Raw genomic sequence first — 20123 nt, forward strand, 5'->3', positions numbered from 1 at the left:
TTGGGCTTGTGCGGATCTCTTGACTCGGATTCGTGCACTCAGTCATGTACGTGGAGGGCATACGTGCGCAAAATCGCTATCGGTACCTTGATCGGCTTGGTGGCAACGCTCGGCGCGGCGCCGTCCGCCAACGCCAGTGCCCCGAGCCTGGCCGACCTGGTCAAGCTCAAGGACATCCGGGCGCACCAGTTGGCATTCCAGGTGATCGCCAACGGCAACGGCGGCAACCGGGCTTCCGGCGAGGCCGGTTTTGAGAAGTCGGCGAATTACGTTGTGGCCAAGCTCACACTGGCCGGATACAAACCCCAGATCCAGCGCTTCACATTTCCCTACTACAAAGAGGCCACACCCTCGGTCTTCGCGCAGACCGCCCCGTCCCCGGCCTCTTACGTCCATAGCACCGACTACCGCACCCTCGACTACTCGGGCGCCGGCGACGTGACGGCCGCCGCGGTGGCCGTGGACCCCGACTCGGCCGGAGTGGGCAGCGGCTGCGAGGCCGACGACTTCGCCGGTTTCACCACCGGCGGTATCGCGCTCGTCCAACGCGGCGGCTGCACCTTCGAGATCAAGGCGGACAACGCCCAGAAGGCCGGCGCGAGCGCGGTCGCCTTCTATCAGCGTCCCGATGTCACCGATGTGCCGGTGGAGGGGACGGCGCTGCGCCCGTTCGGCATCCCGCTGATCGGCTTCACCAACAAACTGGGCCTCGAACTGGTCCAGGCGGCGAAGGCGGGCGGCCTGAAGCTCCGCGTCAAGACCGACACGATCAGCGAGCAGCGCACGACGTCCAACATCGTGGCCGAGACCCCGTACGGCGACCCTGACCGGGTGGTCGCCATCGGCGCCCACCTCGACAGCGTGGCCGCCGGCCCCGGCATCAACGACAACGGCAGCGGCGCGGGGACGGTCCTCACCATCGCCCAGAAGATCGGCGAGATTCGCGGCCGTGTCAACAACCGGGTCCGCTTCGCCTTCTGGGGCGCCGAGGAGGGCGGCGACCTCGGCTCCAAGCACTACGTGGCGAATCTCGGCGCCGAAGAGAAGGCCAGGATCGCGCTCTACCTGAACCTCGACATGATCGGCTCCCCGAACGGGGTCCGCGGCGTCCTGGACGGCGATGACTCGCTCGGCACCAACAGCTCCAAGCCGCCCGCAGGCTCGGACGTGATCGAGAAGACCTTCACCGACTACTACGCCGGGCGCGACCTCGCGCTCAAGCAGGACGCGTTCACCGGTACCTCCGACTACCAGTCGTTCATGGACGCGGGCATCCCGGCGGGCGGCGTGCGGTCCGGCACCGACACCGTCAAGACGGACGAGGAGGCCGCCGTCTTCGGCGGCACGGCGGGGGTGGCCTACGACCCCTGCTACCACCAGGCGTGCGACACCTACGACAACGTCAACACGACCCTCCTCGACCAGCTCGCGGACGGCGCGGCCCACGCGACCGAGACGTTCGCCACCAGCGTGCCGACGGTGAGGCGCGACAACGTGCCGGCGCCCACCACCCCCAAGACCGGCCAGGGTCACACCCCCGCCAGCTGACGCGGGCGGGCATCACGACGTTCGGCAAGGTCGCCGTGCCGAACGTCGTGATGCCCGCTCCCGGCGCGACATTGCCGGTGGCGTAGATCCTCCGCTGATCCCGTGATGTGGGTCGTCGTCAGGCGTCGAGCGCGATGTGGTGCAGTTCCGGCTCGACGCGTGTCTCTTGACGTGCTCCTCGTCCTGAAGAGGCGAGGACTCCCGTGCTGCTTGCGCAGCAGTTCATGCCGCGAAGCAGCACGAGCTGTGGAACAGGATGCTTGACGCTTCACCGACCCGCCCACCGGCAAGTCTCCACGTCCTGTCACCGCCCGTCCGGCGGCCTCGTTGTACCGATGAATCCAGGAAGCGATCTCATGGCCAGCTTGGTTGTCGCTTGCCAGTTCGATCACGGAAACCTTACCGTACGTGGTTGAGACATCGCAAGCAGTTCCGGTCACTGCACGCTCGCGCCCTTGAAGGCACTCGCGCGCGGGCCTGCACCATCCCGCCTGAAGGTGGGAGCGCTGGCCCACATCTCGGTAGAAGTCGATCTGCGCCTGGAGGTTCGCCGGGTCGACGTCGAGAACTCAAGGACATCGATCGCGCCGTACGACGACCTGTTCTGCCTGCTGTGGCTGGCCGGCATCGCCAGCAGAGACCCCCACGCCCCCGCCGGCTGGCGGCGTGCGATCGAACGTTCTTTCGAGGCCGCATGGACGTCCTCAACCTGAGAGCCGGCTGCTTCAGGGCCGCGCCGGCACCGGCGTCTTGGTCGCAGCCTCGGGACGGTTGCCGAGGCCGGCCGGCCGGGGACGGGCGATCGCTCTCGCGACGGCGATCCCGTCGCGAGGCGCCCGTTCGATGGCGATCATGGCCGCGTCGTCGCCCAGGTGGCCGCCTACGTATCCGACCAGGTCGGAGCAGATGCGTTCCACGAGGGTCTGTGGTTCGCAGCCGGTCCATGTCGTGATCCGTTCCAGCAGGGGGTAGAACCGGCCTTGCGGGTCCCGGGCTTCGATGACGCCGTCGGTGTACAGCAGCAGGATGTCGCCCGCCTCGAAGTGGCAGGCCTGTGCCGTGTATTCCCGGGGGGCCGCCAGCGTGCCGAGCCCGAGGGGAGGGGCGTACCGTCCGGGGTCGAGTAGTTCGACGTCGTTCCCGCGGATGAGCAGCGGCGGTGGATGGCCGCAGTTGACCAGCACGCACGCCGGATCGTCGTCGGCGATGTCGAGCATCACCGCGGTGACGAAGCTTTCGCCCTCATCGGCCGCCTCCATGTTGAAGCTCGCGCTCTCGTCGAGGTCGGCGGCCAGTTCGGGCAGGGTGGGGCACCGCCGGGCGGCCTCGCGGAACGCGCCGAGCAGCAGCGCCGCGTCGGAGACCGCGCCCAGCCCCTTGCCACGGGCGTCCCCGATGATCAGGCGGGTGCCGCGGGCGGTGCGCGTCACCCCGTACAGGTCGCCGCCGATGTGGGCTTCCGCCTCCGCCGCCAGGTAGTGGGACGCGAGCCGTAGCGGGCCGGCCTGGCGCGGCAGGGGTCGCAGCAGCGCGCGCTGTGCCGCTTCGGAGACGGACTGCACCTGCACGAGTTTCCTGCGGTCGCGCTCGCGCAGCACCCTGAAGACCACGACGAACGCCGACACCGACGCGACGGCGACGATCTGTGCCTGCAACACCTGCGAGTCCAGAGTGCCCTCATGCATGCCGGTGAACGCCTGCGAGGCCACGGATACCGCGCCGATGCCGCCGGTGAGCCAGGGGCCCGCGAACGAGGCCGTGATGGCGGGCGCCACGACCAGCAGCGGGCCGAGGTGGATCTGGCGCGGCGTGAGGATGTCCGCTGCCGTGATCAGCACGATCAGCGCGAGTGGCACCAGGACCAGCCACCGGCTGGACCAGCGCGACCGCTGCTCTACGTCTAGGATCACCCCTGCGGCCCCCTCCATCGCCGCTGACCGGTTCGAACTCCGGCTCGCTGGCCTCGATAAGCGGATGCACGTGCACAGTAGTGCCATTCCAGGTCAAGGGAGGATGAAGAAAACGGCCTGTTTTGTCTGGGTTGCCGGTTTTTCCTTGTTTGTGGTGAATTCTGCAACCGATCGGGGCAGACTTCGGGCAGTCTGACTGCCACCTATGCCTGCCGGTCATCGGTGATCTCGCCGAACGGGGTGATCGATTGGCATGCGGGTTGGCAGGGTGAACAGACTGTCAGCATGGCAATCATTCGAGGCGCGCACCGAAGCGAGGCCGCCACGCTGTCCGGCCTGGCCCGTACAGCGTACGCCCACTACGTCGAACGCATGGGAGGCGCAGAACCCGCACCGATGCGCGAGGACTACCCCTCGCTCATCGACGCCGGTCAGGTATGGGTCGCCGAACTGGACGGCGCGGTTGTGGGCCTCCTCGTCCTGAAAGTCGAGGCGGACCACCTGCTGATCGACAACGTGGCCGTCGCGCCGACCGCTCAGGGCACCGGCGTCGGTAGGCAGCTGCTGAGCTTCACCGATGCCTACGCGCGTGAGCGTGATCTGCGCGAGGTGCGGCTCTACACCAACGAGGCGATGACAGAGAACCTCGCGTACTACCCCCGCCACGGGTTCGTCGAAACGCACCGCGCCGTCGATCACGGCTACCGCCGCGTGTACTTCACCAAGCACCTATAACACCCGCTTGAGTCGGTAGGGTAAAAGCCACTCACTAAGGGGGCGGCCGTTGGGTGGTGCGGAGTTCCGGCTGCTGGGGCCCGTGGGAATCTGGGCCGGCGGCAGGCCGATCGGGCCCTTGACCGCGCAGCAGCGCTCGGTGCTGGCCGTGCTGCTGCTCCACCTGGGCCGTACGGTGCCGCTCGACCGGCTGGTGGAGGCCGTGTGGGGCCAGGAAGCACCGCCGTCGGCCCGCAACGCCATCCAGGGATACGTGTCGCGGGTGCGCAGGCTGCTGGCCGGCGTGCCCGACGTCGAGCTGGCCACCTCTCCGCCCGGATACCGCCTCGACCTCGATCCGCTGCGCGTCGATCTCTACCTGTCGCGTCACCTGGTCGAGCGGGCGCGGGCGGGCCCCCAGGAGGAGACCGTCCTGCTGCTGCGGCGGGCGCTGGCCCTGTGGAGCGGGCCGCCGCTGGCCGGGGTCGCCGGCGAGTGGCTGAGTGAGACGTTCGGCGGGCCCTTGGAAGAGGAGCGGCTCGCGGCCGTCGAGGAGCGCATCGCGGCCGATCTCCGCCTCGGGCTGCGCAGAGAGCCGCTGGCCGAGCTGCCGGTGCTGATCGGCGAGCATCCGCTGCGCGAGCGGCTGAGCTACCTGATGATGGCGGCGCTGCACCAGGACGGGCGCAGGACCGCCGCACTGGAGGCGTTCCGCGACGCCAGGCGGCGGCTGGTGGACGCTCTGGGCATCGAGCCGGGAAGCGAGCTGCAGGAGCTGCACCAGCGCATCCTGCGCGAGGAGGCGGACGTCGAGCCTCCGGCGGCGTTGGCCGTCGAAGAGGCACCCGTTCCCGCGGAGCTGCCCGCCGAGGTGGCGTCATTCGTCGGGCGGGCAGAAGAGGTGGCACAGGTGAGTGCGGCGCTGGCCGGGGACGGGCCGGGCGCGGTGCGGATCTGCCAGATCAGCGGCATCGGCGGCGTCGGCAAGTCCTCCCTGGCGATCCACGTCGCGCACGTCCTGGCCGGCCACTACCCCGACGGCCAGCTCTACGTGAACCTGCACGGCGCCTCGCCGCAGGTCGCCCCCGTCAAGCCGATCGAGGCGCTGGGGCGGTTCCTGCGCTCGCTGGGCGTGGCAGGCTCGACGGTGCCCTTGGACCTGGAGGAGGCCGCGGGCCGCTACCGTTCGCTGACCGACGGCAAGAGGATGCTCGTCATCCTGGACAACGCCAGGGACGCCGCGCAGGTGCGCCCCCTGCTTCCCGGCAGCTCAGCCTGCGCCGTGCTGATCACCAGCCGCCGGATGCTCACCTCGTTCGACGGCGCCGTTCAGCTCTCGCTGGACATGCTGCCGGACGGCGACGCCCTCGACCTGCTCAGCGGCATGGTCGGCGAGGAGCGGATCGCCGCGGAGCCCGACGCCTCGGCCGAGGTGGTCCGGCTGTGCGGCGGCCTGCCGCTGGCGCTCTGCCTGGCCGCGGCCCGGCTGAGGGCCCGGCCGTCGTGGAAGGTGTCGGAGCTGGCCGGGCGGCTGGCCTCCGCCCACCGCCGCCTCGACGAGCTGCGGGCCGACGACCGGGAGCTGCGCGCCAGCTTCCAGGCCGGCTACCAGGGGCTGAAGTCCGATCCCGACGGGGCCGCGGCGGCGCGGATGTTCCGGCTGCTCGGCCTGCTGGACGTCCCCGACATCGGCCTGCCCACGGCCGCCGCGCTGGCCGCCCTTCCCGAGGAACGCGCCCAGCACCTGCTCGACCTCCTGGTGGACGCGCGGCTCGTGCAGGACCGCGCCCGCGACCGCTACAGCCTGCACGACCTGCTGCGGCTGTTCGCCCGCGAACGGGCGCAAGAGGAGGAGAGCGAGCCGGACAGACGGCTGGCCGTGGAGCGCACGCTGCACTACTACCTGGCCACCGCGCGTACGGCGCTCAGCATGTTGAAGCCGGCCTCCGCGTGGCGCAACGGGGTCGGCCCGAGCTCCCTGTCGCATCCCGGTCTGGCGCTGGAGACGAACGAGGACCTACGGGCCTGGATCGACGCCGAGGAGGACAGCCTGCTCGCGGTCGTCGGCCAGACGCGCGGCACGCCGGAGGCCGAGCTCGGGGTCGCGCTGGCGGCGGCGTTCGCGGTCCCGCTGTTCTACGTGGGCCGCTGGCGCGGCCAGATGGCCCTCAGCGAGGCCGCGTTGCGGGCCGTCGCGGACAGCGCGGAGTGGCTCCACGAGGCCCTGATCCACGGCGACCTCGGCTGGGCGCACGTGTGCGTGGGCAACCAGGCCGTCGGCATCGCCCACCTGCGGCGCTCGCTGGCCATCTACCGGCGGCTGGGGAACACCCGCCGCGCGGCCGCCCTGCTCGACCAGCTCGGCATCGCCTACCGTGGGGCGGGCCGCTTCGATGAGGCCGCCGACCACCACCGGCAGGCCATCGCGCTCACGGACGACCGCCACCGCGAGGGCGCCAGCCTCACCCATCTCGGGCTGGTCCACCAGCGGGCCGGGCGGTTCTCCGAGGCCATCGAGGCCGGGGCCCGATCGGTCGCGCTGCTGGAGGAGACGAGCACGGCGGTCGACGTCGTGAGCGCCCTGGTCAACCTCGCGGAGGCGTACCGGCTGGCGGGCGACCCGGACGAGGCCATCGCACACCACCACGAGGCGCTGGCCCGCTACCGCGCCGCGGGCCACGGCGGCGACTACGTCGAGGCGGAGTGCCTGTGGGGGCTCGGGCACGCGCTGAACGACATCGGCGAACGCGGCGAGGCCCGCCGGCTCTGGCGCAGGTCGGCCGTCATCCTGCACGGTCTGGGCCTGGCCACCGCCGAGGAGAGACGCTCGCTCGAAAGCGACGACGTGCCGGTCACGCCGCAGGTCATTCAGCGCCAGCGCTGATCCCCGGAGTCGCCGGCCGCCGACGGGGGCATACAAGGAGCGAGAGCCCCTGATGGAAGGCGAGCCGATGCCTCCAAACGGCTACGCGGTCATCGACACCGAGACGACCGGATTGCGTCCCACCTGGCATGACCGGATCATCGAGCTGGGCATCGTGCACCTGGACGCCTCCGGCGAAATCACGCGCGAGTGGGGGTCGCTCGTCAACCCGGGACGTGATCTGGGGCCGCAGCGGATCCACCGCATCATCGCGGCCGACGTGCGGCACGCGCCGGCCTTCGCGGAGGTCGCGGGAACGGTCGCGGACCTGCTGCGCGGCCGGGTCGTCGTCGCCCACAACCTCCGTTTCGACCTGATGTTCCTGGCCGAGGAGTTCAGACGTGCCGGCGCGGACGTCCCGCTCGCTCCCGAGTCGGGGGTGTGCACCATGGCCTGGGCGCCGCACTTCTTACCCGGTGCCCCGCGCAACCTCGCCGGCTGTTGCGCCCTTGCCGAGGTGTCGCTGGACGGGCATCACGACGCGCTCGTCGACGCGCGGGCCGCCGCGGGGCTCCTGCGCCACTACATCGCCCTCGCCAGGGCGCGGGTTCCGTGGCAGGACCTGCTCGACGCGTCCCGCCGACCGGCTCAGTGGCCCGATCTCGCCGACGCGGGGCTTGCTGAGGTGCGGCGTGGCGTCTCCGCCGAACGTGACGCTCATTTCCTCGCCCGGATCCTGGACAGGATGCCGCGGGTCGCCGAACCCGCGGGGGCCGATTCGTACCTGGCCCTGCTCGATCAGGTGCTCCTGGACCACCACATCTCACCCACGGAAGCCGACGCCCTGATCAGGTTCGCCGAGGCGGTGGGGCTGGGCAGAAGCGACCTCGAACGCCTGCATGCCGACTACCTGGAAGCGCTCGTCAGGGCCGCCAGGGCCGAGGGGGCCGTCACGCGGTCGCGGCGGGAGGAGCTCGCGAGCGTCGCCGGCCTCCTCGGGTTGCCGGATGGCGCCGCGGAGCGGGCTCTCGCACGGACGGATGGGCAAAAAGCCCGTTCGTTCACCATGTTCCAGCTGAACAACGGCGATCTGGTGGCCTTCACCGGTGAGATGGGGGCCGGGCGGGAGTCCTTGGAGGAACGGGCCCGCACGGCGGGCTACGTTCCGCATCCCCGTGTCACCAGAAAGGTGAAGCTGCTGGTGGCCGCCGACCCGGACACCCTCTCGGGCAAGGCTCGCAAAGCGCGCATTTACGGGATCCCGATCGTGACCGCCCAGGCATTCCTGCGGTTGATCGGTCAATGACGGCCCTCGGGCATCGCCACGTGGCAGCGCAGATCGGGGGACTCGCGAAGCACGGCCTCCAGCCGGTCGGCGTCGATCGTCGTCACGTACTGCATGCCCTCCTGCCCGCACACCTCCGAGGCGAGACGCAGCGCGGCGGCGGCCCTGCGGGCATCCACCTGATCGAGAAGATGACCGTCGTGGACGAGAAAGTCGGGACCGTGACCTGCGCGCCGCGCCGTGACCGCCATGCACAGGTCGAAGCAGAACAGTGTCATGGCCCGGCCCTCTGGGTCGGCCGCCCCGCCGATGAGGGGGACGAACTTGTATCCGGACTGCCTGGCCTCGATGGTCAGCGCCGCGGGCCGCTGGTCGCCGTAGAGCCGGTGCGCGAATGAGGCGTACCGGCGCGAGACGGCCGCGAGATGATCGCGCCGCTCATGCAGGTCGGCGCTGACCTGCATCTCGAGCTCGGCCGAGCGGAACTGCAGGTGCCGGCTGGTGTCCATCCAGCGGTCGACGATGGAGCGGCGTTCGACCAGCTCGGTGAGCCTGCCGTCGACGATGGACAGTCGTCGCTGTAACTCGCTGTACGTCTCCAGCGCGCCGCCCGCCGTCAGCAGCCGCATCAACTCGGCGCGTTCGTTGTCGAGCGCGGCGAGTTTCTCGTGCTCACGGGAGGCGTCGTGGACCAACCGGACATGTTCTGCCTCCAGATAGCGGCGCCGATTGGCCACGACCGAGTCGTGGAAGGCCGCCACCTCCTCGAACCGGCGCGTGACGAGGTCCGGGAGCACGACGTTGAGCTCCTCGAAGACCTGCCGGAGATAGGCGTGGTCGGGGAGACCTTCCTCGCTGTCGGAGATCGCTCGCAGGACGTCCTTGACCTGGCGCTCGACGACCATCAGATGGTCGTTGACTTCGCGGATCCGCCTGCTGAGCTCGTCGGCCCGCTCACGGTGCCGGGCATAGCGGTCCACCACGCGGAACTCCGCGATCTCGCCCGCGAGGGCCTCGCGCTCCATCCGCAGGGTCCCGATCATGGCGTCGAGGTCGTGGCCCCTGCCCAGGGTCAGGCTCATGATCGACTCCTTCGCGGCCTTGCGCAGCTCGCGAAGGTTCCTGTCGGTCTCCCTCACCTCCTCCACCTTGGCCATCAGCTCGACGTCCAGCGCGAAGAGATGCGCGAGCGCCAGCCTCGTGTCGAGCCCGCGCTGCTTGCGGTACGTCTCGGTCGGAGAGGCGAACCCGCCGGCGCCGGCGTCCCTGAGGTAATAGGCCACCACGGTCCTGAAGGTCGGTTCGTTACCCGCTCCTGTGAGCCCGAACAGCGCCTTGCCGAGGTAGGCGCGGAACTTCGGCACCGTCATGCTCGCCTCGTTCACCTGCGCCGACAGCGGGCCGTCGGCGCTGCGGGCGATCGTCCTGGGCTGGCCGAAGAGGTCGAGAGTGAGGCCGAACTCCGCCTGCGCCGGCTCCACACGACGCAAAGGGTGCGCGGCGCGGACGTCGGATCCGAGCAGGAAGTCCAGAACGCGTACGAACCCCGCCTTGCCGAAGGCGCCCCCGCCGTCCTCGTCGGCGAGCGCCTCGCTGGTCCGGGCGACGACAAGGTTCACGCCTTCTCCGAAGCGCGTGGTCCTGAACCCGGGCAGCCGGCCCTTGAGTTCATACAGCACGGCTCTTCCTCACCAGCTCTCCGTCGTGCAGTTCGATCACGTCGATCGTGTAGAGGACGTCGAGAGCCAGGGCGAACCACGAGAACGGCAGCGCGGATCTCATGCCCTGATCGGTTCGCCACCGTCGCAGTCGTTCCCACGTCGCGCTGACGCTGCCCGGACGTTCGAGCTGGATGAGTATCTGGGCGCTCACCGCAAGGAGCGCCTGGTCGGCCGGTATCGCTTTAGAAGGAAGCAGCACGCCGTTGCTCCTCAGGCGCCTCGAAAATCTCACAATTCTCGAAGAAATGGGTGACGACCATTAACGCCGCGCTGCGCTGCTGGGCCGTGTCAGGAAAACCGCTCCTGCCGAACGCCTCCGCGATCAGATCATCGCAGAGCGCGTGAAAGACGGCGTCAGGGGATTCGTAGCGGGCACGATGACCGGCGAAACGGGCCTGGAGATTCTCCGACACCTGCGCCTGCTCCCCTGGCGAAGCGTACCTGAAGTAATAGCGTACATGTCCGGTCTGAACTTGAAAACGTTTGATCAAATCGGACACCTCGGGGCTGAAGCCGTTATATTCGATCTTGCCGAAGGCTACTTCGGGAACCGGATCCAGATCGGGTCGCAGCCGCGTCCTGGCCAGCGATTCCACACAACGCGCGATGTACGACATCCCCGCGGGATGATCGGAGGGCGGATAACCGATGATCCGCGCGAGGCGCTCCCGCGGAAGGAACGAGCAGTGATTCCACAGGATCTGCGGCGGCCACACCTCGATCCGCACCAGGCCCCGATGCCGCCGCCGCAGCTCGATGACCGCCCGCGCCGCCATCTCCGGCAGCCCGTTGGCGTTGTTGTGCACGAAGGCCCAACTGTCCATGCTGTCACCCCAGTATTTCAGGGCGGTGGCGAAATCACTTTCGACCTTCTTCGTCACGTACCGCTGATTCGGGCTGGTCGCCCCGTAGCAGGCCAGCATGAGCCCGTCCACCCAGCCGTCACACCCCTTGTCGCCCCGCCCGCCCGGATCGACCGCCACGAATTCCCCCGGATGCACCGCATGCATGAGATCGTTGACGAACGCCTGCCATTCGAAGCCGGTCTTCCTGGTCGACAAGGACATGAATTGGCTGTGGAACCAAGCCCTGTCCTGGTCACCGTATGAGCTCATCGTTTCCTCGGATAGCACCGTCCGGCGGCAGCGCCGACCATGCCGACTTGCACGTTATATTTCCCTGCCGGGTTACCGGGCCGGGTGTCCGCAGTGAAGCCTGCAATTCGCTTCGGTTACGGTTTTCTGCCGCGCCGATTGGGCTGGTCGGCAGGTGACCGGTGGGCCGCGTTCCATAGCCGCTCCATGAACCGCCTTTGCCAGTCTGGACCCCGTCCGTCCACAAATCGGATCGAAGAACCTCGGCCGGCCCCTGGGGTGTGGCTGCCTGTGGGAAACGGGTTCGAGCTGATGTTCCGCTACCAGCAGACCGTCGAGACCTGCCTGGACGGCTTCCGCAAGAACGATCAGGCGCAGATCCTGAGCTGCCTGACCGACGACATCGAGTGGGCCGTCTTCGGCGCCTTCCACCTGACCGGCAAGGAGGCGTACGACGCCGCCATCGAGGGCCCGGGTTTCATCTCGCCGCCGCGACTGGAGGTCGTGCGCATGGTCGAGGAGGGAGACGTGCGCGACGGAAAGATCTGCGAGCGCCGCGCCTGGGTGATCGAGCTCAAGGAGAACGACCACCGCTGAGGCGGGCGGTGGCGCGCTCGCCCGCGTTCCTAGGCGGTGTCCGGGCCGTAGAGCGCGGCGATCTCCTGGGAGCTGGTCCCTCGGCTGTAGGTGGGGAACTGCGGCCAGCCGTCGGGCGAGTCCTGCCACTCCTCCTGCCGCCCGTACGGCAGCAGGTCGATCAGCGCGAAGAAGTGGCTGAGCTGCTCGGTGCCCCGGCCGTTGGTGTGCCAGGTGCGGTACACGGTGTCGCCATCACGCAGGAACACGTTGACGGCGAAGCCTTCGCCGGGCGGTGCGCCGACGTCGGTGCCGAACGGGCTGTTCGCGGTGGAATACCAGGCCATCGTGTTCCCGACCCGCCGCTTGTAGGCGAGTGCCTCGTCGATCGGGCCCTGGGTGACGACGACGAAGCGGGCGTCGTAGAGGTTCAGGAACTCCAGCCGGGTGAACTGCGAGGTGAAGCCCGTGCAGCCCGGGCACTGCCACTCCTTGCCCTGGAACCACATGTGGTTGTAGACGATCAGCTGCCTCTTGCCTTCGAAGACGTCCGCCAGCCGAACCGGCCCCTCCTCGCCCTCAAGGGTGTAGTCCGGCATCCGCACCATGGGCAGGCGGCGGCGCTGGGCGGCGATGGCGTCGAGTTCCCGGGTGGCGGCCTTCTCCCGGGCACGCAGCGCTTCGAGCTGACGCTGCCAGGTCTCGGCGTCGACGACGGGCGGTAGTGCGTTGGCGCTCATGGTCCCTCACTGATGTCTGCGAACCTTGCGGTGCGCAAGGGTAGACCTGCCCCGGTCGCCGAATTCATCGGTGGCCGGCTGATCCGCACCGCCGGGCCCGCCTCATCGAGGCGTCGCCGGCATGATCAGCGCCGTTCGAGCGTGAGCAGCGGCTCGGAGAACACCGGCGCCGGTGCGTCGGGATCTGCGGCGACAGCCTGCTCCAGGCGGCGGAAGCCGACCTCCAGGTCGTCGGGGCTGAGCTGGGCGAAGAACGAAAGGGTGCGCAGGCGCAGCCGTTGGAGCATCTCACCGCGGGTGCCGTAGGACGGCTCGGTTACCGTGCAGAAGCCGGCAACGCGCCAGCCGGCCGACGTGAACATCTCGATGACCTCGTGCAGGGGCTGAAACAGCGAGGCGTCCACCTCAAGGCCGCGGGGGAAGTGCTCCAGCCACCACGGGCCGGGATGGTGGTCGCTGAAATTCGCGCGCAGTAGCAGCCGCCCGGCGGGCCTGAGCACCCTGGCCAGCTCCCGGACCGCCCGCGGCTTGTCCTGGACGTGGTGCCAGGACAGGAACATGAGAGCGTAGTCGGCGCTGCCGGACGGCACCGGCATGTCCTCGGCGGAGCCTTCCAGATACCGCACATCGGGATGCGGGGACTGCGCCTGCGCGATCTCGCGCATGCGGACCGACGGCTCGACGCCGGTCACCGGCCCGAACGCTCGCGCCAGCGCGGGGGTGAACCTGCCGGTCCCCGACCCGACGTCCAGCCCCGCAAGCGGACGCCGCTCGGGCAGCGCCGCTCCGAAGGCGCTGATCCATGTCTGTTGCTGCTGCTCGGTGAGCGCGCGGCCACGCGCGTAGTTCTGGTACTGCTCCGTGTCGTAGTCGATCCGCCTCATCGCGACTCCCGCGTCAGCTGGGCTACGGCAAGCCATCGCTCCGATATATCGAGCTGATATATCGGCACGATATGCGGTGTCGCGTCATGCCGCAAGGCGGGCGGGCGTGCCCGCACTGACGCCCCACCCAGGTCTTTCAGCTGCCGGCTGCGCTCGGTGGCGCCGGCTTACGCCGTGCCCCGTCGCGGGCGGATTCGAGCGGAGGTCGCGGTGACTGATGGCGCGGAAGCTGATGTCAGAACCAGTACCGCCGGCCCCCGATTGGACGGCCGATGGCGCCCAGGATGAGCAGGATCACTCCGACGATGATGAGGATGATGCCGATCGTGTACAGCACCGCGATGCTGAATATCCACCCCAGGATCAGGAGGATAATGCCAAGGATTATCATGATGTCCTCTTTTGAAAGAATTGAACATCTGTGACGCGGTCACGTTCTTCTCGGCCTCGGATGGGCTGTCGAATGTCGACTACCCGGTGTGTTCGCCGTAAACGGCCTGCACAGTAGAGCCTCAACCGCCGGCAGCGCTCGACCGGAACAGTCAGCTTGTAGGCGCGCGCCGTGTGGCGACGGCTCGGCACCCTCCTGCCCGAAGACCGGTGGCGGCGCTTTGGCGAAAGCCCGCCTGCACGGGCTTCCGCCATACTTCGAGGCGTTATCTCTTGAAGGCGTCCTTCACCTTCTCCGCCGCCTGCTTGAGGTTTGCTTGGATTCTCTCCAGTCGACCCTTGGTCTGGAGAGACGAGTCGCCGGCACCCTCTCCGACGCGCTCTTTTGCCATGCCTTTGACTTCTTGAGCCTTTGCTTTGACCTTGTCTTCCTCGCCCATTACCAAGTCTCCTTTGCGAGACGCGTTATCTCTAGTCTAGAACGTCGTCGAAAAGGGCTTATGTGATTATGGGCGAGCCTGATCACAGCAACGGGCGCGGTGTCGTGCGATCTTGATGATGACGAGCGCGGCGGTCACAGCCAGACAGGGGACCAGCAACCGGGCGGCCGGGTGCCGCCGGAGGGCACGCCTCAACCAGTGCGGTGGCTGGGGTGGAGTCAGGCTGTCGGCGATGATCGCGGCGGTCTGGACGGCGGCCTGCTCGTCGAGGTCCTGCTGCGTTTGCCGGCTCGGCGGCTGTGTGCGGTCTGCCTGCATGATCCGTCCCAGAGCTGACCGGCTACACGCCGGGGGCGGCGCTCTGTGGGTAACCGGCGTCCATGGAGTATTCGATCGCGCTCATGATTGATCCGTTGCCCGGGTAATGGCCGGGTTAACATCTGGGCCTAGGTTGGGATGGGAATGCGGGCGGTGACCGTGAAGCCTCCCTCGCCGTCGTCCCCTGCGCTGAAGGCGCCGCCGAGCAGCGTCACCCGGCGGCTGAGCCCGGTCAGGCCCATCCCGGACCCGGTGCCGGCCAGCGCGGGATCGACGCTGCGCGCGGATGGCGCGTTGCGCACCTCGACCTCGGCCCGGTCACCGGGATAGACGACGGTGACGGTGACCGGCGCCCCGGGGGCGTGCTTGCGGGCGTTGGTCAGCGACTCCTGTACCACCCGATAGACGGCACGGGCCACGACCGCGGGCACCGTACCGGGATCACCCTCGACGCTCAGGGCCGCGTGCCCGGCCGCCGTCAGCGTGGCCAGGTCGCCGCCGACGTCGTCGTCGGGACGCCCCGCGGGCACCGCCCGCACCCCAGTGGTGATCACCCGCATGAGGTCGCGCAGCTCGGTGAGGGTGCGCGTGCCGGCCCGCCGGATCTGATCGGCCGCCACGCGGGCGTCGTCATCGCGGGTGGTCACCCGCAGGGCGTCGGCGTGCAGGACCATCTCGGTGACGTGATGGGTGACGATGTCGTGCAGCTCCGCGGCCAGGCGCCGCCGTTCGGCGGTCTCGGCCCGCTCGGCGAGCAGGCGACGCTCGGAGTCGGCCAGCTCGGCCCGCCTGCGCAGCGATCGCACCAGCTCGAAGCGAGCCTTCAGGTAGAGGGCGACCAGCGCGGGCAGAGTGGTGGACGACAGCGCCCCGTACAGCGTCCCCCACGAGGGCGCCCAGATCGGGATCGCCGTCAGCGCCAGAACCGCGGCGAAGGCGAACGCCTGCCGCCACGGCAGCAGGATGACCAGGAACGACACCGTGAGCGGGGCCGCTACGGGCGTCACGTCCGGGTCGATCCTCGGCCCCACCACGCCCGGCGCCAGGGTGGCGCCGAGGGCGAGCACCGTCGTGATCACGATGGCCAACGCGCCCACGCTGCGCGGGAAGCGGACCACCAGCGGCAACGACGCGTCGAGCAGGAGGTTCAGGGCCAGCTCGGCGAGCGAGCCGGGGCCGCGGTCGTGCACGCCTGTGGCATACAAGGCGATCTGGACGACGGCGACCAGCACGGCCACGCCGAAGGAGCCCAGGAGCATCGTCCTGCGGTCGCTGACGATGAGCTCCGGCCTGGAGAAACGTGGCAGCACAGCGGGCACCTCACAAGGCCGTCGTGGTGTCAGGGGGCTGGACGTCAGCCGGGCTCGTCGAGGAGCCCGGCCTGGTGGGCGAGCAGGGCGGCCTGCGTGCGGTGGGTGAGGTCGAGCTTGACCAGCAGGCGGGAGACATAGCTTCGGACGGTCGTCTCCGACAGGAACAGCCGCTGCGCGATCTCCGGATTGGTGAGCCCCTCACCGAGGCAGGCCAGCACCTCGCGTTCCCGCTCGGCCAGCTTGGCCACTTGGGACCGTGCGCCGTCGCGCCGTTCGTCGCCTCTGGACGACTGCGCGACCAGCCTGCGCGCCGCGATCGGTGACATCACGACGCTCCCGGCGGCCGCCACCTTGACCAGGTTGATCAGGTCCTCGGCCGGGGTGGCCTTCACCAGGAAGCCCCCGGCTCCGGCCTCCAAGGCACCGAGCACGTGCTCGTCGGAGTCGAACGTCGTGAGCGCGATGACCGCGGGCGGCGCGGCCAGCGCCGCGATCTCCCTCGTCGCGGTGATCCCGTCCACACCCGGCATCCGCAGATCCATCAGCACCACGTCGGGCTGGTTGCGCAGGACCTCCTCGACGGCCTCCGCCCCGTCTCGCGCCTCGCCGACCACCTCGATCTCCGTACTGGAGCCGAGGATCGTCCTGAGATGCCGTCGGACCATCGGATCGTCGTCGGCAAGCAGCACCTTTATCACGTCCGGATACTCTTTCACAGCGCGCTCGTTCGCGATGGCTGGCCCCAGGGAGGGGCCGGCCATTACTGCGCGATCAGTCGCCGAGTCCGCTCCAGAAGCCGCATCGGTGCCGCTTGCCCAGGTCATCCGGACCGATGCCGCCCTGCCCTGCCGGCTTCAGGCTGAGAACGGTCTGGCCGGACGGCTTGAAGGCGGGCCAGGCGGGTGCGCCCTCGGCACGGGGCCGTCCCGTGTGGGCGAAGGACGTCCAGTAGCCGATCATCTGTTCCGCCAGCCGCCACTGCTCGGACGTGAGCCCGTCCCATGGCCGGCCGTCCAGGTCGAACAGGTAGGGCAGGTCGCTGGCGTGCTGGGCGCCCAGCGGGAATTCCGAGGGGGTCTCGAAGATGTTCGGGGCCTTGGCGTCGGCGAACTCGTAGGCGTACACCGTGGTGTGGGCGGCCATCGCCTCGTCGCCCTCCAAGGTCGGGCAGGCCCAGCCGCGGTCACTGCTCACCGTCGCCCAGGCCAGGCCGGGCGAGGAGAAGTCGGTCAGCGGATATTCGCGCAGCACCTTGTCGGCCTGCTCGCCGAACGCGTTCTTCATCAACGTCGGATAGTTCTCGGCGGTCACCCGGATCCCGGCCTGCGCGGTGCCGGCGACGTAGCCGTTGCCCTCGCTCCTGGTGCCGCCGGAGATCACCGGCACGCGCAGGAATTTGCCCGTGCGCAGCGCCTGCGCCGGCTCCAGCGGCAGCAGCGGCGTGCCGTAGGCGAGGTTGAGGCCGAAACTTTCGTGGACCTTCATCAGCTCTGCGACCGGTTTGGCCCGCAGGCAGTCCAGCTCCTTGCCCGCTGCGCAGCCGAGCTGCTTGGCCGCGGCCAGGCTGAAGTCCCGGCTGGTCTTCAGCGAAGGGTACGGCGTCATTGACGGCATGTCCGGGACCGGGATGTAGGTGCCGGCCGGCCAGTTGAGCGTGCATGTCCCCGACTGCATGACGGCCTTGTCGATCAGACCGCGCGCGGCCGGGGAGGTGAGCAGCGCGCAGGTGCTGATCCCGCCGGCGGACTGGCCGATCAGCGTCACGTTGCCCGGGTCGCCGCCGAAGGCCGCGGCGTTGCGCTGCACCCATTTCAGGGCTTCGAGCTGGTCGGCCAGCCCGAACGTGCCAGAGCCGGGCAGCCCGGGCAGCGCGAGGTAGCCGAACGGGCCGAGCCGGTAGTTGGGCGTCACCACAATCACTTCACCCTGCTCGGCCATCCGCCGGGCGTTGTACATGCTGCCGTAGCCGGTGAGGAAGCCGCCTCCGTGCAGCCACACCATCACCGGCAGCGGCTTGCGCGAGGCCTTGGCCGGCGCGGTGAGGTCGAGGAACAGGCAGTCCTCCCCGCCGACCTGCTTGCCCCCCTCCACCTGCGTGCACGGCCGGCCGGGCTTGGTGGCCTCGGCCACCCCCTGCCACGGTGCGACCCGCACCGGCTCCTTCCAGCGCAGCTTCCCCACCGGGGGTTGCGCGAAGGGAATGCCCGAGTACGTCGTGACCGTGCCGTCGTCCGAGCCCCGGATCCGGCCCGAGTCCAGCTTCACGATCGAGGGCTGCGGCTTCGTCTCCGCATGTGGCCGCGCGGCGGCTTGGGCCACGCCCGCGGTCATGGTGAGACAGCCGCCCGCGATCACGGCGAGCAACCGCCTCGCCATTGACGTGCTAAAACGCGATCTCTTTCCGATCATATGGCCAGCTTCGTGTCATTGGCCGCCTCGCCGGGACGTGTGAATGTTGCCGGCTCGCGATCGGTTGTTGCGAATCGGGTGACCAAAGAACGAGTCAGGTCGTCGACATCCCCTTTTGCCCTGCCCCAGGAGGGTAGAGGGTGGCATATGGGTTCCATCCTGGTGGGGACCGCTTCCTGGACCGACAGCACGCTGCTGGCGTCGGGCTGGTATCCCAAGGACGTCACCTCTGCGCAGGAACGGCTCGCCTACTACGCCAGCCAGTTTCCGCTGGTGGAGGTAGATTCCTCCTACTACGCGCCACCTGCGGAGGCCACCGTTTCCCTGTGGCGCGATCGCACGCCTGCCGGTTTCACCTTCGACATCAAGGCGTTCTCGCTGCTGACGCAGCATCCCACGCGCCCAGGCGCTCTGTACAAGGACCTGCGGGAGCGCCTCGGGGAAACGAAGAAGAACATCTACCTTCGCGACTTGGATCGCGACATCGTCGAGCAGGTATGGGACAGGTTCCTCACGGCGCTGACGCCGCTGCGCGAGGCGGGCAAGCTCAGCGTGGTCCTGTTCCAGTTTCCGCAATGGTTCCCGATCGCCAGGCGCAACAAGCAGTACATCCTGGAGTGCAAGGAGCGTTGCGCTCCGCTGCCGATCTGCGTCGAGTTCCGCAATCACACCTGGATGAGCGAGGAGAACCAGGACGAGACTCTGAGCTTTCTCGGCGCGCACGAGATGCCCTACGTGAGCGTGGACATGCCCCAGGGGTACCCCAGTTCGATCCCGCCCGTGCTGGCGGCCACCGCTGGGCTGGCCGTGGTGCGATTTCATGGTCATTCGGCGAAGTGGACCAGCAAGGACGTGCACGAACGGTTCGGCTACCTCTACAGCGAGGATGAACTCAGGCACTGGGCGCCAAGACTGCGCCGGCTCGCCGAGGACGCCGAGACGACGCACGTACTCATGAACAACTGCTATCGCGACCATGCCCAGGTCAACGCCGCACAACTCGCCCGCCTGTTGCCACACGACTGACGGAATCTCCGCAGCGTATGGTGCAAGTCTCGACGAGACAGGAAATGGAGAAGCTTGTGGCTGATTTCCCACCCTCCGATGCTTCTGCGCTCAATGGGATCGACACCACGCGTCCGAGCCAGGCCAGGGCGTGGAACTACTGGTTGGGCGGCAAGGACTACTACCCGGTCGACAAGGAACTCGCCGACATCGTCGAGCGGACCTATCCCGGGATGCGGCAGATCGTCTTGCACGCGCGGGCTTTCCTGCGCCGCGCCGTCCGCCACCTGGCCGAAGAGGAGGGCGTCCGGCAGTTTCTGGATATCGGGTCCGGTCTGCCGACCGTGGACAACACCCACGAGGTGGCTCAGCGGGTGGATCCGGCCAGCCGGGTCGTCTACGTCGACAACGATCCCGTGGTGCTGGTGCATGCCCGCGCTCTGCTGACCAGCCACCCGGAGGGGGCCAGTGACTACCTCGACGCCGATGTGCGCGATCCCGCCGACATTCTGCGGCGGGCGGCCCGGACGCTGGATTTCACCCGGCCGATCGCGTTGTTGATGCTCGGAGTCCTGGGCACCGTACGTGATGACGAGCAGGCCCGCGACCTCGTCGGCCGCTACCTGCGGGCATTGCCGGTGGGCAGCTACCTGGTCGTCGAGGATGGCACCAACACCGTCAAGCCGCAGGCGGCCGCCCAGACCGAGCAGTTGCGCGACGAGGGCCAGGTGTATTCCTACGAGCTGCGCACACCCGGCAGGATCGCCCGCTTCTTCGACGGCCTGGAACTGCTCGAACCGGGCGTCGTGTCGGTGTCTCGCTGGCGCTACGAGGATGAGGCGGTCGACGGCGTCCCGGACGAGGTGGACGCCTTCTGCGGTGTGGCGCGCTGGGGGAGTGAATAACGGTCTTC

Annotated in this window: 20 protein-coding genes; 8 read left to right on the forward strand and 12 right to left on the reverse strand. The window is 68.8% G+C overall.

The window, feature by feature from the left end:
* Positions 1 to 99 precede the first annotated feature (99 nt).
* Positions 100 to 1548: a M20/M25/M40 family metallo-hydrolase gene (locus ACFOY2_RS49120; protein WP_379535117.1), complete on the forward strand. Its 1449-nt coding sequence runs from the start codon at positions 100 to 102 to the stop codon at positions 1546 to 1548.
* A gap of 455 nt (positions 1549 to 2003) precedes the next feature.
* Entirely contained in the window at positions 2004 to 2261 is a 258-nt protein-coding gene (locus tag ACFOY2_RS49125) for a hypothetical protein (protein WP_379535066.1), read from the forward strand.
* A 12-nt stretch (positions 2262 to 2273) separates the two neighbouring features.
* Here the strand turns inward: ACFOY2_RS49125 and ACFOY2_RS49130 are convergent, their stop codons facing one another.
* Positions 2274 to 3458 carry a PP2C family protein-serine/threonine phosphatase gene (locus ACFOY2_RS49130; protein WP_379535067.1) on the reverse strand — a complete coding sequence of 395 codons (1185 nt, stop codon included), beginning with the start codon at positions 3456 to 3458 and terminating at the stop codon, positions 2274 to 2276.
* Between the two features lie 285 nt (positions 3459 to 3743).
* On the opposite strand from ACFOY2_RS49130, the gene ACFOY2_RS49135 reads away from it, so the two are divergent.
* The 3 genes from ACFOY2_RS49135 to ACFOY2_RS49145 all read left to right on the forward strand — a co-directional run bounded on the left by ACFOY2_RS49135 (position 3744) and on the right by ACFOY2_RS49145 (position 8341).
* Entirely contained in the window at positions 3744 to 4193 is a 450-nt protein-coding gene (locus ACFOY2_RS49135) for a GNAT family N-acetyltransferase (protein ID WP_379535068.1), read from the forward strand.
* Positions 4194 to 4242: 49 nt separating this feature from the next.
* Entirely contained in the window at positions 4243 to 7056 is a 2814-nt protein-coding gene (locus ACFOY2_RS49140; protein WP_379535069.1) for an AfsR/SARP family transcriptional regulator, read from the forward strand.
* A 67-nt stretch (positions 7057 to 7123) separates the two neighbouring features.
* Positions 7124 to 8341: an exonuclease domain-containing protein gene (locus tag ACFOY2_RS49145; protein WP_379535070.1), complete on the forward strand. Its 1218-nt coding sequence runs from the start codon at positions 7124 to 7126 to the stop codon at positions 8339 to 8341.
* Here ACFOY2_RS49145 and ACFOY2_RS49150 read toward each other — a convergent pair.
* Genes ACFOY2_RS49150 through ACFOY2_RS49160 form a run of 3 tightly spaced genes read right to left on the reverse strand, consistent with a single transcriptional unit; the run spans position 8335 to position 11108 of the window.
* Positions 8335 to 9999 carry an ABC-three component system protein gene (locus ACFOY2_RS49150; protein WP_379535071.1) on the reverse strand — a complete coding sequence of 555 codons (1665 nt, stop codon included), beginning with the start codon at positions 9997 to 9999 and terminating at the stop codon, positions 8335 to 8337. The genes ACFOY2_RS49145 and ACFOY2_RS49150 overlap by 7 nt on opposite strands.
* Entirely contained in the window at positions 9989 to 10240 is a 252-nt protein-coding gene (locus ACFOY2_RS49155; protein ID WP_379535072.1) for an ABC-three component system middle component 6, read from the reverse strand. Before ACFOY2_RS49155 ends, ACFOY2_RS49150 begins: the two co-directional genes overlap by 11 nt.
* Positions 10224 to 11108: an ABC-three component system protein gene (locus tag ACFOY2_RS49160; protein WP_379535073.1), complete on the reverse strand. Its 885-nt coding sequence runs from the start codon at positions 11106 to 11108 to the stop codon at positions 10224 to 10226. The genes ACFOY2_RS49155 and ACFOY2_RS49160 overlap by 17 nt, the downstream gene beginning before the upstream one ends.
* Positions 11109 to 11426: 318 nt before the next feature.
* Between ACFOY2_RS49160 and ACFOY2_RS49165 the strand changes: the two genes are divergently transcribed.
* Positions 11427 to 11732, forward strand: a complete 306-nt coding sequence (locus ACFOY2_RS49165; protein ID WP_379535074.1) for a nuclear transport factor 2 family protein — start codon at positions 11427 to 11429, stop codon at positions 11730 to 11732.
* A gap of 29 nt (positions 11733 to 11761) precedes the next feature.
* Here the strand turns inward: ACFOY2_RS49165 and ACFOY2_RS49170 are convergent, their stop codons facing one another.
* The 8 genes from ACFOY2_RS49170 to ACFOY2_RS49205 form a co-directional block, all read right to left on the reverse strand.
* Positions 11762 to 12451 carry a DUF899 domain-containing protein gene (locus tag ACFOY2_RS49170; protein WP_379535075.1) on the reverse strand — a complete coding sequence of 230 codons (690 nt, stop codon included), beginning with the start codon at positions 12449 to 12451 and terminating at the stop codon, positions 11762 to 11764.
* Between the two features lie 125 nt (positions 12452 to 12576).
* On the reverse strand, positions 12577 to 13335 hold the full coding sequence (locus tag ACFOY2_RS49175; RefSeq protein WP_379535076.1) for a class I SAM-dependent methyltransferase: 759 nt from the start codon (positions 13333 to 13335) through the stop codon (positions 12577 to 12579).
* Positions 13336 to 13570: 235 nt separating this feature from the next.
* Entirely contained in the window at positions 13571 to 13726 is a 156-nt protein-coding gene (locus tag ACFOY2_RS49180; RefSeq protein WP_379535077.1) for a hypothetical protein, read from the reverse strand.
* Between the two features lie 265 nt (positions 13727 to 13991).
* A complete protein-coding gene (locus ACFOY2_RS49185; protein WP_379535078.1) occupies positions 13992 to 14165 on the reverse strand; it encodes a CsbD family protein in 174 nt (57 codons plus the stop codon).
* A 66-nt stretch (positions 14166 to 14231) separates the two neighbouring features.
* Positions 14232 to 14483, reverse strand: coding sequence for a hypothetical protein (locus ACFOY2_RS49190; RefSeq protein ID WP_379535079.1), 252 nt, complete (start codon positions 14481 to 14483; stop codon positions 14232 to 14234).
* A gap of 128 nt (positions 14484 to 14611) precedes the next feature.
* Complete coding sequence (locus tag ACFOY2_RS49195; RefSeq protein WP_379535080.1) at positions 14612 to 15793, reverse strand: sensor histidine kinase; 1182 nt, start codon at positions 15791 to 15793, stop codon at positions 14612 to 14614.
* A 44-nt stretch (positions 15794 to 15837) separates the two neighbouring features.
* Positions 15838 to 16512, reverse strand: coding sequence for a response regulator (locus ACFOY2_RS49200; RefSeq protein ID WP_379535081.1), 675 nt, complete (start codon positions 16510 to 16512; stop codon positions 15838 to 15840).
* A 55-nt stretch (positions 16513 to 16567) separates the two neighbouring features.
* Positions 16568 to 18172 (reverse strand): carboxylesterase/lipase family protein, encoded by a 1605-nt coding sequence (locus ACFOY2_RS49205; protein WP_379535082.1) that lies wholly within the window; start codon positions 18170 to 18172, stop codon positions 16568 to 16570.
* A 180-nt stretch (positions 18173 to 18352) separates the two neighbouring features.
* Here ACFOY2_RS49205 and ACFOY2_RS49210 point away from each other — a divergent pair, with 180 nt between their 5' ends.
* Positions 18353 to 19231, forward strand: a complete 879-nt coding sequence (locus ACFOY2_RS49210; protein WP_379535083.1) for a DUF72 domain-containing protein — start codon at positions 18353 to 18355, stop codon at positions 19229 to 19231.
* Positions 19232 to 19287: 56 nt separating this feature from the next.
* Complete coding sequence (locus ACFOY2_RS49215) at positions 19288 to 20115, forward strand: SAM-dependent methyltransferase (protein WP_379535084.1); 828 nt, start codon at positions 19288 to 19290, stop codon at positions 20113 to 20115.
* Positions 20116 to 20123 lie beyond the last annotated feature (8 nt).

Source organism: Nonomuraea purpurea (genome assembly GCF_042650645.1).
GTDB lineage: Bacteria > Actinomycetota > Actinomycetes > Streptosporangiales > Streptosporangiaceae > Nonomuraea > Nonomuraea purpurea.

What these genes read in the sequence shown, in the direction of transcription:
- ACFOY2_RS49135 (WP_379535068.1), top strand. Translation starts at nt 3,744, where the DNA reads ATGGCAATCATTCGAGGCGCGCACCGAAGCGAGGCCGCCACGCTGTCC.
- ACFOY2_RS49145 (WP_379535070.1), top strand. Translation starts at nt 7,124, where the DNA reads ATGCCTCCAAACGGCTACGCGGTCATCGACACCGAGACGACCGGATTG.
- ACFOY2_RS49160 (WP_379535073.1), bottom strand. Translation starts at nt 11,108, where the DNA reads ATGTCCTTGTCGACCAGGAAGACCGGCTTCGAATGGCAGGCGTTCGTC.
- ACFOY2_RS49170 (WP_379535075.1), bottom strand. Translation starts at nt 12,451, where the DNA reads ATGAGCGCCAACGCACTACCGCCCGTCGTCGACGCCGAGACCTGGCAG.
- ACFOY2_RS49175 (WP_379535076.1), bottom strand. Translation starts at nt 13,335, where the DNA reads ATGAGGCGGATCGACTACGACACGGAGCAGTACCAGAACTACGCGCGT.
- ACFOY2_RS49180 (WP_379535077.1), bottom strand. Translation starts at nt 13,726, where the DNA reads ATGATAATCCTTGGCATTATCCTCCTGATCCTGGGGTGGATATTCAGC.
- ACFOY2_RS49185 (WP_379535078.1), bottom strand. Translation starts at nt 14,165, where the DNA reads ATGGGCGAGGAAGACAAGGTCAAAGCAAAGGCTCAAGAAGTCAAAGGC.
- ACFOY2_RS49190 (WP_379535079.1), bottom strand. Translation starts at nt 14,483, where the DNA reads ATGCAGGCAGACCGCACACAGCCGCCGAGCCGGCAAACGCAGCAGGAC.
- ACFOY2_RS49205 (WP_379535082.1), bottom strand. Translation starts at nt 18,172, where the DNA reads ATGGCGAGGCGGTTGCTCGCCGTGATCGCGGGCGGCTGTCTCACCATG.
- ACFOY2_RS49210 (WP_379535083.1), top strand. Translation starts at nt 18,353, where the DNA reads ATGGGTTCCATCCTGGTGGGGACCGCTTCCTGGACCGACAGCACGCTG.